General features: G+C 72.3%; 12 protein-coding genes. 2 read left to right on the plus strand and 10 right to left on the minus strand.

Going from position 1 to position 12,853, the window contains the following annotated elements; translation table 11 throughout:
* Positions 1 to 101: 101 nt before the first annotated feature.
* Complete coding sequence (locus KUG38_RS15570) at positions 102 to 467, minus strand: hypothetical protein (protein WP_216923205.1); 366 nt, start codon at positions 465 to 467, stop codon at positions 102 to 104.
* Between the two features lie 52 nt (positions 468 to 519).
* On the opposite strand from KUG38_RS15570, the gene KUG38_RS15575 reads away from it, so the two are divergent.
* Positions 520 to 726 carry a DUF8662 family protein gene (locus KUG38_RS15575; RefSeq protein ID WP_216923207.1) on the plus strand — a complete coding sequence of 69 codons (207 nt, stop codon included), beginning with the start codon at positions 520 to 522 and terminating at the stop codon, positions 724 to 726.
* Positions 727 to 820: 94 nt separating this feature from the next.
* Here the strand turns inward: KUG38_RS15575 and KUG38_RS15580 are convergent, their stop codons facing one another.
* The 9 genes from KUG38_RS15580 to KUG38_RS15620 all read right to left on the minus strand — a co-directional run bounded on the left by KUG38_RS15580 (position 821) and on the right by KUG38_RS15620 (position 9,530).
* A complete protein-coding gene (locus tag KUG38_RS15580) occupies positions 821 to 1,162 on the minus strand; it encodes a c-type cytochrome (protein ID WP_015107789.1) in 342 nt (113 codons plus the stop codon).
* Positions 1,163 to 1,260: 98 nt separating this feature from the next.
* Positions 1,261 to 2,271 (minus strand): NAD-dependent epimerase/dehydratase family protein, encoded by a 1,011-nt coding sequence (locus tag KUG38_RS15585; protein ID WP_216923209.1) that lies wholly within the window; start codon positions 2,269 to 2,271, stop codon positions 1,261 to 1,263.
* On the minus strand, positions 2,268 to 3,326 hold the full coding sequence (hemE, locus tag KUG38_RS15590) for a uroporphyrinogen decarboxylase (RefSeq protein ID WP_216923211.1): 1,059 nt from the start codon (positions 3,324 to 3,326) through the stop codon (positions 2,268 to 2,270). Before hemE ends, KUG38_RS15585 begins: the two co-directional genes overlap by 4 nt.
* Positions 3,327 to 3,422: 96 nt before the next feature.
* Positions 3,423 to 5,717, minus strand: a complete 2,295-nt coding sequence (gene glgB, locus KUG38_RS15595) for a 1,4-alpha-glucan branching protein GlgB (RefSeq protein WP_216923213.1) — start codon at positions 5,715 to 5,717, stop codon at positions 3,423 to 3,425.
* A 51-nt stretch (positions 5,718 to 5,768) separates the two neighbouring features.
* Positions 5,769 to 6,539, minus strand: a complete 771-nt coding sequence (locus KUG38_RS15600; RefSeq protein WP_216923215.1) for a DUF3887 domain-containing protein — start codon at positions 6,537 to 6,539, stop codon at positions 5,769 to 5,771.
* A gap of 22 nt (positions 6,540 to 6,561) precedes the next feature.
* Complete coding sequence (locus KUG38_RS15605; protein ID WP_216923216.1) at positions 6,562 to 8,226, minus strand: CocE/NonD family hydrolase; 1,665 nt, start codon at positions 8,224 to 8,226, stop codon at positions 6,562 to 6,564.
* 5 nt (positions 8,227 to 8,231) lie between these two features.
* Positions 8,232 to 8,594, minus strand: a complete 363-nt coding sequence (locus KUG38_RS15610) for a DUF8664 family protein (protein WP_353615214.1) — start codon at positions 8,592 to 8,594, stop codon at positions 8,232 to 8,234.
* A 63-nt stretch (positions 8,595 to 8,657) separates the two neighbouring features.
* The gene (locus KUG38_RS15615; RefSeq protein WP_216923217.1) at positions 8,658 to 9,059 is read right to left on the minus strand and encodes a DUF4332 domain-containing protein; all 402 of its coding nucleotides are present in this window, start codon (positions 9,057 to 9,059) and stop codon (positions 8,658 to 8,660) included.
* Between the two features lie 6 nt (positions 9,060 to 9,065).
* The gene (locus KUG38_RS15620) at positions 9,066 to 9,530 is read right to left on the minus strand and encodes a DUF2518 family protein (protein ID WP_216923218.1); all 465 of its coding nucleotides are present in this window, start codon (positions 9,528 to 9,530) and stop codon (positions 9,066 to 9,068) included.
* Between the two features lie 95 nt (positions 9,531 to 9,625).
* On the opposite strand from KUG38_RS15620, the gene KUG38_RS15625 reads away from it, so the two are divergent.
* Positions 9,626 to 12,853: hypothetical protein (locus KUG38_RS15625; protein ID WP_216923219.1), on the plus strand; the 3,228-nt coding region annotated here is incomplete at its 3' end.

Genomic DNA, 12,853 nt, shown 5'->3' on the forward strand with positions numbered 1-12,853 from the left:
GCCGAGTGGGAGGACCGAACCTCGGCGTTCGGCCCTCCTCCCCGGGGGTGGGCAGGCCGTACCGGCGGGGGTGGCCAACCGCCCGGCGGGGAGCCCAGGGGCTAGGGGCCCACGAACGCGGGCATGGGCACCTGGTAGCCGTGCTGCTTGCCGCAGAGCTGGCTGGGGCAGCCGTCCGGGCCGTAGAGCGCATCGGCCGCCGACAGGCAGCCCATGCCGTTCTTCTGGGGCACCTGGGACGGATGGATCCGCAGCGGCTGGAGCACCGCCTCGCTTCTGGGCACCAGCAGCCGGCAGGGGGGAGGCGACAGCCCGGGCCTGGCCTCGATGGCCAGCGGCTGGTTGGGGGTCTGTCCCTGGGCCAGGGCGGGCGCCGCCGCGGCGGCCATCACGGCCAGGGGGATCCCTGCCGACAGCAGGCCCCCCAGCAGGCCCGGCCGCAGCCCGGCAGAAGTGGGGATCGCCATGATGGGAGCTCGGCTGCGCCCCATTCTCGCCTCTGCAGCCAACCCGTCTCCGATGCCCTCTCCCTCCGACGACCAGACCCTGGTGGCCGACCTGGCCCAAGCGTCCCTCACGCTGGGCGGGGCGGCGGAGCCGGAGCGGGACTGCTGGCGGGTGGTGCACCGCCATGTCCACGGGATGCTGCCGAGCGAGTACGACATCCGTGAGGTGCCCGAGGAGCTCTACCTGGCGGTGCTGGCCGCCCGTCGTGCCCTCAGCTGAGCTATGAAAAAGCCCCGGCACTGCCGGGGCTATGGGCGGCTGGAGTCGCCGTCTAGGGATCGGAGGGTGGGGAGGGACCAGGCCCAGCCAGGGATCAGGCCCAGCCCTTGGAGGCCATGTCCTCGACGTAGGCCGCCACGTCAGCGATGTCACCCTCGCTGAGCTTGCCGCCGAAGGCGGGCATGGCGTTCTTGCCGTTGGTCACCTGGTAGGCGATGGCGGCCTCGTGGCCGGCGTCGTAGTTGGCCAGGTAGGAAGCCAGGGCATCGGCCTTGAGGGTGCGCTCGGCGTTGACCACGTTGCCGCCGCCCATGTGGCAGGCGGCGCAGTTGGCGGAGAAGATCTGGCCGCCGTGGGCCGCATCGGCAGCGAAGCTCGGGGCGGCACCCAGCACCAGCGCCAGGCAGAGAGCGAAGAGGGAAAGAAGACGACGCATGGGAGGGTGCAACGGAAGGTGCCTGAAAGCACTTGCAACGGGCACAAATTAGGCAATGGCCGCCCCCCGATGGGGGCCTCTGACACATTCGCAACAATTCACCGGCCCCGGTGGGGCACCCCCGCCGTCTCCAGCACCGCCTCGAGGGTCGGGGCGAGGCTCACCAGGCCGAAGCGCTCGGGCGGACTGACGGGCTGGTGCACGAAGTGGCGCTGCCGAATCGAGAAACGATCCCAGGCATTCACCTCGATGCGCAGCAGCTTGATCAGCCCCTCGATCAGCCAGCCGCGCAGATCGATCCCCACCGGGGGCACCCACACCCGCCGCCAGCGGCACAGGGAGGCCACGGCCCCGTTGATGGTGATCGGCGCCTGGCCCAGCACCAGCCGCCGCACCGGACCCTGGTCGGGCTCGGGATTGGGGCCGTGGGGGGTGGTGGCCAGGTGGGCGCAGACGGTGGCGATGTCGGCGGCGTGGATGAAGTGGAAGCTGGCGTCCGTGCGCAGCCAGCGGGCCAGCCACAGCCAGCCGAAGGCCTCCTTCAGCCCGGCCGTGAGGTAGCTGGTGGGGTGGGGATCGGCGCCGGCCACCGCGCCACCGAACACCAGGGTGGGGAACACGGCCACGATCCTCGGAGCCAGGGGATGGCCCTCCAGGTCCTGCAGGCAGGTGGCCTTGGTCTGGATGTACTCGGTGCCGTAGGCCATCGCTTCGGGGAGCAACTGCAGCCGGCGGTCGAGGATGCTCGCGGTGGAGAAGTAGATCACCTGCTGCAGGCGATCCGGGTCGGTGAGCCGCAGCAGTTCCTTCACGGCCACCACGTTCACCGCCTGGGCCCGCTCGGGATCACCCCACGCCGTGGCGGTGTGGATGATCCGGTCGGCTCTGGCGATGGCGGCGGCGTGGGGACCCAGCTCCCGCAGGTCGCCCACCAGCAGGGTGACGCGCGGGTGGTCGGCGGGGACGGCACTGAGCTTGGCGGGATCCCGCAGCAGCAGCAGCAGGTGGGCGTCGCTGTTGGCCAGCAGGTTTTCAGCGATGTACTGGCCGACGCAGCCGCTGGCGCCGGTGATCAGGATCCGCTGGGGCCCGGAGGTGGGGGCGCTCAAACAGCGGCCCCCAGCAGCTCGTTGACGGCCTTGCCGGTCTCGAAGAAGACACGGGCGTTGTCCTCAGGGGTGCCGGGCAGGATGCCGTGGCCCAGGTTGAGGATGTGGCGACGGCCGCGGGCCTTGCGCACCGTGTCGAGGATCCGCTCGCGGATCGCCTCGGGGGTGCCGAACAGCAGGCCGGGGTCCACGTTGCCCTGCACGCCCAGGTGCTGGGGCAGGCGGGCGCAGCCATCGGCCATGTCCACGGTCCAGTCGAGGGAGATGAAGTCCACCCCGGTGGCGGCCATGCGCTCCAGCACGCCGGCGCTGCCGGAGATGTAGAGGATCAGGGGGGTGTCGGGGTGGGTGGCCTTCACCTGGTCGATCACCCGCTTCTGGTAGGGGGCGGCGAACACGTCGTAGTCGATCGGGCTCAGCTGCCCCGCCCAGGAGTCGAACAGCTGCACCACCTGGGCGCCGCTGTCGATCTGGTAGCGCACGTAGGTGGCGATCGAATCGGCCAGGTGACACAGCAGCTGGTGCAGCAGGGCGGGCTCCTGGAAGGCCATCGCCTTGATCACCGAATAGGTCTTGGAGCTCTTGCCCTCCACCGCGTAGGCGGCCAGGGTCCAGGGGGCGCCGACGAAGCCGAGCACCGCCGCGGCGTTGCCCACGTCGGCCCGCAGCCGGCCCAGCACCTCACCCACGAAGGGCAGCGCCTCGGCCGGATCCAGGGGACGCAGCGCATCCACCTGGGCCTGGCTGCGGATGGCGGGCTCGATGATCGGCCCCCGGCTCTCGATGATGTCGAAGTCGATGCCCATGCCCGGCAGGGGCGTGAGGATGTCGGAGAAGAGGATCACGCCGTCGGGACGGAAGGCGTGGAAGGGCTGCATCGAGATCTCGTAGGAGAGATCGGGGTTCTCCGAGCGCTCACGGAAGCCGGGGTGGCGGTCGCGCAGGTCGCGGTACACCTTCATGTAGCGGCCCGCCTGGCGCATCATCCAGACCGGCGGCCGCTCCACCTGCTCACCTCGGGCGGCGCGCAGCAGCAGGGGGGCGGATTCGGTCATGGGGCCGGTCGGAAGGTCAACGGCGAAACCTAACCGAGCACCCCCGGCCTCCGGCCACTCCTGTCACCAGTCGTGGCATGGGCGCCACCGGGGCGCTCAGCCCTCGCCGATGGCCGGCCGCTGCAGGCTGCGGGACTCGTCGAGACGGAACACCACCACGCTCAGGGGCGGCAGGCAGAGCTCCAGGGAGTTCTCGTAGTCGTGGATGGCCCAGGCGTCGGTGAAGCGGCCGCCCAGGTTGCCGAGGTTGCTGCCGCCGTAGCGGCTGCTGTCGGTGTTGAAGACCTCGGCGTAGAAGCCCTCCAGGGGGACCCCCACCCGGTAGTGGGAATGGCTCTGGGGGGTGAAGTTGGCCACCACCACCACCCAGCGGCCGCTGCCGCTGTCGCGGCGCATGAAGCTGATCACCGAATGGCGGTTGTCGTTGCAGTCGATCCACTGGAAGCCGTACTGGTCGAAGTCGTCGCCCCAGAGGGCCGGCTCCGACTTGTAGAAGACGTTGAGGTCGTCCACCAGGTTGAGCAGCCCCTTGTGGGCCTCGTACTGGAGCAGCTCCCACTGCAGATCGCCCCAGACGTTCCATTCGGCCCGCTGGCCGAATTCCATCCCCATGAAGATCGTCTTCTTGCCGGGGTGGGTCCACATGTAGGCCAGCAGGGCACGCACGTTGGCGAACTTCTGCCAGTCGTCGCCCGGCATCTTGTGGAGCAGGTTGCTCTTGCCGTGCACCACTTCATCGTGGCTCAGGGCCAGCATGAAGTTCTCGGTGAAGGCGTACCAGATCGAGAAGGTGACGTGGTTCTGGTGGAACTGGCGGAACCAGGGATCCAGCTCGAAGTAATCGAGCATGTCGTGCATCCAGCCCATGTTCCACTTGAGGTTGAACCCCAGGCCGCCCATGTCGGTGGGCTGGGTCACCATCGGCCAGGTGGTGGATTCCTCGGCGATCGAGAGGGCGCCGGGGAAGTGCTGGAACAGCACGTGGTTGGCCTGCTGCAGGAAGCGGACCGCCTCCAGGTTCTCCCGCCCGCCTTGCTCGTTGGGCAGCCATTGCCCGTCCGGACGCAGGTAGTCGCGGTAGAGCATCGAGGCCACGGCATCGACGCGGATGCCGTCGATGTGGAACTCCTCGAACCAGTAGATGAGGTTGGCGACGAGGAAGTTGCGCACCTCGTTGCGGCTGTAGTTGAAGATCAGCGTGCCCCACTCCTTGTGCTCGCCGATGCGGGGATCGGCATGCTCGTAGAGGTGGGCGCCATCGAAGAAGGCCAGGCCGTGGCCGTCCTTGGGGAAGTGGCCGGGCACCCAGTCGAGGATCACGCCGATGCCTTCGGCGTGGCAGCGGTCGACGAAGGCCCGGAACTCGTCGGGGCTGCCGAAGCGACTGGTGGGGGCGTACCAGCCGGTGACCTGATAGCCCCAGGAGCCGTCGAAGGGATGCTCGGAGACCGGCATCAGCTCGATGTGGGTGAAGCCGCGGGCCTTGACGTAGGGGATGACCTTGTCGGCCAGTTCCGGATAGGTCATCAGCCGGGCGCCCGGCTTCAGATCGGCGGCGGGCACCGGGGCTCGGGGGCTGCCGTCGGCTTCGATGAAGGGCTGGTCGGCGGCGGCATGCATCCAGCTGCCCAGGTGCATCTCGTACACCGCGATCGGGTGGGGCAGGGGATCCCGGCCATCCCGCTCCTCGATCCAGGCGCCGTCATTCCACTGGTAGCTGCCCAGTTCGGCCACCACCGAGCCGGTGTTCGGTCGGATCTCGTGGCGGAAGCCGTAGGGGTCGGCCTTCTGGTAGCAGTGGCCGTTCTGGGCCCGCACCTCGTACTTATAGATCTGGCCGGCGCCCAGGCCGGGGATGAACAGTTCCCAGAGTCCCCCGAGGCGCTGCTGCATCGGGTGATGGCGGCCGTCCCAGCCGTTGAAATCGCCCAGCAGGGCGACGCTGCGGGCATTGGGGGCCCACAGACAGAACTGCACCCCGGCGACGCCGTCGCGCTCGATCACATGGGCGCCCATGCGCCGCCAGATGTGGTGGTGATTCCCCTCGGCGAACAGATGGCGGTCCAGTTCCCCCATCCACTCATGGCGGAACGCCCAGGGATCGTGCTGCTCGTGCTCGATGCCGCCGCGGCTGACATGGACGCGATAGCCGCAGCCGGGATCGGCGTCGACGCGGGTCTCGAAGATCCAGGGGTGGTGCGGGTTGGCCATGGCCAGCCGTTCGCCGCCATGGAGCAGTTCCACCGTGTGGGCGTCCGGCATCCAGACCCGCACCACCCAGCCGCTGTCATCGAGGGGCTGGGGCCCGAGCACGGAGAAGGGATGGTCGTGGCGGCATTCCGCCAGCCGGCGGGCGTCCTCAACCATCCATTCGAGGCTGGGCAGGGCCATGGAAGAGGGGGCGTGCATGCGCCGGGAGCTTACGTCGCTGGAAGGGCTAGCTCAGCGCGGCGGAGAGGGAGGGGCCGGATCGGTGGGGAAATCCACGCCGATGATCCGGTTTTCGGAATCCAGGGTGACAAAGAGGTTGTCGGTGAGGCGGTTGAACTCGGTGTTGACGATCACCAGACGCATCTCCGGCGTACTCTCGGCCCGGTTGATGCGTTTCACCCGGACGAAGTTGCCGGTGATCCGCTGCAGGTTGAGCCATTTCTGCTGCAGCTGGCCCTGGGGGATCTGCTCCTGCATCAGCGGCGACAGGAAGCTGCTGGCGGAGATGAAGTGGCCGCTGGCAAGGGCGGTGATGAAGTCCCGTACCACCTTCTCCGCCGGCTGGTCGGTGACGTTGAAGTGATAGCCATCGATCCGGCCCTGGCCGTCGATCACCATCAGCAGGTCGCGCTCGCCGGCGCTGGTGAACAGGGTGGCCTCGACCGTGCTCGAGTCGAAGCCGGGCTGGATGTCTCGGATGGCCCAGCGCAGCAGCTTCGGCTGGGTCTTCATGGTGGCGGCCACCATGCTGGGGCTGCTGACGCTCTGCAGGGCCGGCGAGAACTGGTTGAAGCGCGCCTGGGCGTCGCCGTTGCGGATCGTGGTCAGGATCCGCTCGGCCGCCGCCCGTGCCTGGGCTTCACTCAGGGCCGCACTCGGCTGGCCGCTGGTGGCCGGCGCCGGGGCGGCCTGGGCCCAGGCCCCGCGCGGTGCCAGCAGGGCCTGGCTGCCCAGCAGCAGCAGCAGGCCGATCAGGGCTCGGCGCGGTTGGGGGCGCGGCATGGGCGGCGGGGTTCGGGTCGGCTCAGTTTGCCCGAATCAGGGGCTCCAGGCCCAGGTGGGCCTCCTCCAGCTCCAGCGTCAGGCTGATCACCCGGTGCCCGCACCCGCTGCCCCCCGCCGGCAGGCTGCCGTCGCCGGGGTTGACGGCGATCTGGGGCCAGGCCGCCGCCGCCAGGGACAGCCGCAGCCGCTGGCCGGCGGCCACCAGCGTCGCCAGGGGCTGCAGGGCCAGGGTGCGGGGCGCGTCGTCGGCCGCCGCCGTGGGCCCGAAGCGGGCCAGGCCGGTGCTCAGCTGGCGCACGGAGCTCCCGTCCGGAGACACCTCCGAGAGGGCGGCGCAGAGATCGAAGCTGGGCTGGTCGGCGCTCACCCGCAGCCGCAGGCGGAAGGTTCCCAGCAGCCAGAGGGCCTCCTCCAGCGGGGCGGTGCTGAAGCAGGCCACGTCGCCGCGTCGGTCGAGATCGGCCCGCTCCACCGGTCCCGGGTCGGTGCCCAGGTGGCCGCCCCGGCCCGGCACCGGCCGCCAGGGGTCGTGGACGATCACCACCGTGCCCCCCGCGGCCGTGGTCCCCGCTGGGTCGCCAGCCGCAGCGGCCAGGGGCCGCAGCTCCCCCTCATCGCAGCGGATCGCCGCCAGGCCCGTGGAGTGGAGCGACCAGCCGACGGCCGCCGCCGCTGCGGGGCTGGCGGCCGCCGCGGGACTGAGGCTGTGCCAGGCGGCCGTGGCGGCGCACTGCAGGCGGATCGGGGCCGGCGCGGCCGGTTCCTCCAGGCCCTGGCGGGGCAGCGATTCCTGCAGATGGCGGCGGAAGAAGGCCAGCAGCTCGCGGTCGAGCCCTCCGCGCCAGTCGAGATGGCTCCAGGCGCCGAGGACCAGCCGGGGGTCGCCGCCGGCGCTGCGGGCCCGCTGCCAGAGATCGAGCACCCCCCTCAGGTGCGGATCGTGCCAGCCGCCGATCAGCAGCAGGGGCCGCCGCAGCAGGGCCGCCGCCACGGGATGCACCGTCCAGCCCTCAGGAGTGGCGGGGTCGCGCCGCAGCCAGCCCAGGCCCATGCCGCGGGGATCGTGGCGTTCCAGCAGGGCCAGCCCCTCCTCGGTGAAGTCGCCGTGCTGGAGGCTGCGGCGGATCTGGCGCCAGCCGGCCGCGTCGCCCCGGCGCCGGCAGCCCTCCGCCGCCAGCTGCAGGGCCCAGCCCAGGCCCAGGGCCCACCAGTGGGCTCCCCCCTCGCTGGCCCAGTGGAGCCGCTCATCGAGGCCGCACATGGCCGGGGCGAGGCAGTCCGGCAGGGCGTCGTCGTCGCCCGCCCCGGCGCCGCCCGCGCCGCCTGTGTTGAGCAGCTGGGTCAGGCCCTGGTAGGAGAAGCCGTAGGTGCCCACCCGGCCGTTGCTGCCCGCCAGGGTCCGGGCCCAGCGAATCGTGGCGGCCCCATCGGCCGCCTCCTGGGCGAAGCCGCCGAAGTCGCCCTCCGATCCACCGCGGCCCCGCACGTCCTGGACCACCACCAGAAACCCATGGCCGGCGTACCAGCTGGGGTGGGCGAAGGTGACGGTCGAGGCGATCGCCCGCCCGTAGGGCTGGCGCATCACCAGCACCGGCCAGGGGCCTTCCCCGTCGGGATGCCAGACACGGCTCACCAGCCGGACCCCATCCGCCAGCTGCAGGGTGGCGTCCCGGGCCCGGACCACGGGGATCAGAACACCGTGGAGCAGTGCAGGCCGATCACATAGGTGGCCAGCACCTCCGCATCCATGGGGCTCAGGCCGCGGCTGCTGGCCAGGCTGGCGATCGAGGCCTTGGAGGTGGCCGAGACGCCCTGGGCGTTCAGCTGCTGGAACTGCTGGCAGAGGCTCTGGGCCAGGGCCGGGTTCTGCTTCACCGATTCCAGCAGCGCGGACTGGGCCCGCGCGGTGGGTACCGCCACGGCGCCCAGGCAGGCGGCGCAGACGAGGGCGGTGAGGAAGGGGCGCAGTCGGGTGCTCAGGGGGTGGCGGCGGTCGTCGCGAAGGGGGTGGTTCGTGGCTCTGGGGGGAGAAAGTCGGGTTGTTCGGGGCATCACTGCCTCCGTCCGTTTCCCCCATTCCAGTCACCCCCGCAGGGGCATCGCAGGAGCGGAGGGTCAGTTCGGGGAGCGACCGGAGGCCTGCCGGGCCCGGCGGATCCAGGCCAGGACGAGGGGCAGGTCGACCGGGGGGACGGCCGAGCCGGTGAGACGCCGCTGCAGGCGGCCCAGCTGCAGCAGCAATTGCTGCGGATCGGCGGCGGCGAGTCCGGCGGGGCTGGCGATGCCCCCATGGAGCAGCAGGGCCGCCTCCTCCGGGGCGAGCCCCACCGTGCTCACCAGCCGGGCCTGGCCGCGCAGGCGGATCAGGCGGGCCTCGCTGGCCTCGCCCGAAGCGGCCAGATCACGCAGGCGGGCGTCATCCAGGTCGGCCACCTCCTCCCAGCTCGTGATGCCCTCCCGGCGCAGGCGCTGCTGCTCCCGTCTGAGGTGGGCCGCTGGCAGGAAGGGGTGGGCCACCGGGGTTCAGGCGGCGTCGCCGAGGCTGCGGGCCGCCAGATCCCGGGTGGTTTCGGCCAGCACCACGGGCCGTGCCAGCCCGGGCTCGACGGCTTCGACCCGGCGCAGCCGCACCCGCACCTCGCCGCCGCTGCCACGACCGCCGCCGCGCAGGTTGCGGGCCACCTGGTCGAGGGTGGGGGCCACCGCCTCGGCCTCAAGGCTCGTCGGAGCGGCGGCGATGACCAGATCGGTGCCGTTGTCGAACACGACCGGCACCTGGATCGCCCCCGGCACGCTCACCCGGGGGTTGTAGCTGATCGAGAAGGCGAGGCAGGAGAGCGCCAGCAGGGCCGTGAAGCTGGTGATCCCCACCAGGCGGAAGCGGATGCCCCAGCGGGCGAGGAATCCGGCGATGGTGAGCACCGCCAGCACCCCGCTGGCGGCACCCAGCCAGGTACCGGCCACGAGCAGGATCGGATCAGCGGCCATGGGGCTGGGGAAGGCGTGACAAGCCCCCTATATTGCGGCCGCCCATGGACGGCGACCGACCCCGGTGGATGCGATGGAAGCCTGACAGTCGGCCCTTGCCTGCCCGCCGGCGTGTGTGGAAGGGGCTTCTCGCCGTCGGTTTCCTGGGGGCGGGCCTGGGGGTCGGGGTCTTCTGGTTCGATCGCATGGTCGCCGGCCTCTACGGCCGCTTCCGGCCCACCCTGGAGCGTCAGATCGGCACGGCCATGGGCCGTCCCATGGTCCTTGGTCCCTACCGGGGCCTGAAGGCCGACGGTCTCTGGGTCGGTCCCAGCCGGTTCCTGCCCGGTCCCAGGGACGCCTCCACCGTCACGGTGGAGGGCGTGCGGGTGCGTCTCGACCCGCTGGCCAGCCTGGGGCTGCGCGGGCTGGTGCTGGATGTGGGGCTGGAACGGGCCCGGGCCGAGCTGCGCCGCAACGCCACCGGCCAGTTCTGGGTGCTGGGCTCCGTCCCCCCGGGGCGTGAGCCGCCGCGGATCGACCTGACCCTCGGCCTGCTCCAGCCCGCGGACCTGCGGGTCCGGGGCGCCGGAGCCACGGCCCTGCCCCTCGACCTGAAGCTGTCCGGCCAGGTGGCCCTGCGCCTGCACCGCCGCGAAATCGACCTCGGTCTGCGCCTGGCGCCCCCCGCCGGCCAGGGCGGTGGCTCCCTGCGGCTGGATGGTGAGGGCCAGTGGCAGAAGCAGACGTGGCAGGGCCGGCTGACGGCCCGCCGCCTGCCGCTGGCCCTGCTGCGGCCGCTGCTGCCGGCGGGGGATCGGGCCGGGGGCAGCCTCGCCGGGGAGGCCGATGGACGGGTGGGGCTGCGGATCCAGCGGGGCCTGGCCCGCTGCGAGGGGGGCCTGGAGCTGCGGGACGTGCGCTGGCAGCTGGGAACCGGCGCCACCCCCCTGACGGCCCAGCGGTTGCCCCTGAGCTGCCGTGACCGGGCCCTGACCCTGCCCGCCAGCGCCTGGCGGTTCGGCCCCTGGGGCGGCCGTCTGACGGCCAGGGCCGACGCCGATCGTCGCCTGGCCCTGCAGCTGGAAGCCCAACCGCCGCCCCGCCATCCGATCGGTCGCCAGCCCATCAAGGCCGATCTCCAGGGGAGCTGGGGGCAGGGACTGCTGCGCCTCACCCGGCTCGATGGCCGGCTGGGGGGCTCCAGCGTGCGGGCCAGCGGCAGCGTCGGCCGCTCCCTGGCCCTGGAGGCCCGCTGGCTCCTCGATCCCGACGACGTTGCCGCCGCGTCCCGCCTGCCGGTGTGGGCGCGCCAGCCCCTGGCCGGTCGCCTGCGGGTGGACGGTCCGCTGACGACGCCGCGCCTGCGGCTGGAGACCGGCCAGGCCTCCCAGCGGCTCCTGGGCCCCTGGCAGGCGGCGCTGGTGTGGAGCGACCGGCTGCTGCGGCTGGAGCGCTTTCGGGCCGACCGCCTCGCGGCCACGGCCCAGCTGCCCCTGTCCTTCCAGCCGGGCAAGGGACTGGTGGCCGGTCCGCTGCTGGCCCGGGTGGATGTGCGCAACTACCCCCTGGCCCGCCTCGACCCCCTGCTGGGCACCACCCTTCAGGGCCAGCTGGATGCGGAGGGGACGATCGCCGGGCCCCTGGCGGAGCTGCGCCCCGACCTGCAGCTGCGTCTGCAGCAACCCGGCGCCGGCCCCCTGCTGCTGCGGGAAACCTGGCGCGGCCGCCTGCGGGACCGGTCCCTGGATCTGACCACGGTGGCGCCGACGCCGAACGGACGCCTCACGGCCCTGCTCGACCGCCGCTGGCAGCCGGTGCGGGCCGCCATCGAACGGGACGGCGGTGTGCTGACCCTCGAGGGCCGGCCGGCGGACTACCGCTGGCTGGCCCGCGCCTTCCCCCTGCGGGGTCTGGCGGTGGCCACCGGCCCGCAACGCCGCCTGCGCCCCCTGCAGGGGGACCTCAGCGGCAGCGGCCGGCTTGGCCTGCAGCCGCTCGGTTTCGACGGCCGGGTGGAGCTGCTCTCGCCCGAGTTCCTGGGGGTGGGGGGCCGGCGCATCCAGGCCGACGTGCAGTACGACGACCGCCGCTACCAGGTCAAGGGCGTGATCGAGCCCCTGAGTGAGGGCACGATCGCCGCCACGGTGTCGGGACGCTGGCGGGGTCCCTTCCGGGCCCGCTTCGAGGCGCGCCAGCTCTCCACCCTGCTGTTCCGCCAGTTGACCGACGCCTGGCCCATCTGGCGTGGGGCGCCGGCCCCGGCCCGCGGGCGGGCCAGTGATCTGGGCAGCCTGGTGATCGACACCATGGCCGGCACGGTCACCGACCAGCTCGTGGCCCTGGCCCGCGCCGAGGTGCGCGTCGCCGCCCGGGAGCAGGCGGCCAGCCGGGCCAGCCGGGCGGAACGGCTGGATCGGTTGCAGGCCCGGATCGATGCCGATCTGCTGCTCAGCGGCCCGGACTTCGCCCGCACCAGGGCCGACCTCAAGGCCACCGGCCATCTCTGGTTCAACCAGGGCGACCGGGCCGAGGCCCTCGCCGGCCGGCCGTTCGAGGTGCGGCTGGAGGGGCCGCTCAGCGGCGGCAGCGGCCGCTTCAGCCTCGCCGACCTGCCCCTCTCCCTGCTGGCCCTGCTCACCCCGCTGCCGGACAACCTGCGCGGCAGCCTGGCCGCCAAGGGGCGTTACCGGCTGGGGGGCCCCCGCCCCGAGCTCAGCCTCGACCTGGCGCTGGTGGAGGGGCGCCTCGGGGAGCAGGCGCTGGAGCTGGAGCGGGGGCGGGTGGAACTGAGGGACGAAGGGATCGGCCTGGATCTGGCCCTGCGGGCCGAGGGGGCTTCCCGCAGCGTCGACCTGGCGGGCACCATCCCGCTGGTGGCCTCCCAGCAGGGGCTGGAGCTGCGCCTGGCCACCCGGGGCGATGGCCTGCGCTTCCTCACCCGCCTGGGGGGTCAGGCCTTCGAGTGGCAGGAGGGCGGCGCCGACCTGCAGCTGCTGGTGCGCGGCAGCCTCGACGACCCCATCGCCAACGGCTTCCTGCGGCTGCGGGAGCTCCGCTGCCGCTTCATCGGCCAGGAGGTGCGGGAGGTGGACGCCACGATCCTGTTCGACTTCGAGCAGCTGGTGGTGCAGGAGTTCCGGGCCCGGGTGGGGCCCCAGGGGCTGGTGGGCGGCGAGGGCCGCCTGGGGCTGTTCCGGCCCCTCGCCCAGGACCGGACCCTGGTGATGAAGCTGGAGCAGGTGCCTTTCAAGGTGCCGCGCCTGGCGGCGGTGGGGGACGGCCAGCTGCATCTCAGCGGCAGCCTGCTGGCCCCCGTGCTCGGCGGCGACGTGGCGATCAGC

Origin of the sequence: Synechococcus sp. CCAP 1479/9 (genome assembly GCF_019038535.1) — a bacterium.
In the GTDB taxonomy this organism is placed as follows: Bacteria; Cyanobacteriota; Cyanobacteriia; order PCC-6307; family Cyanobiaceae; genus Cyanobium.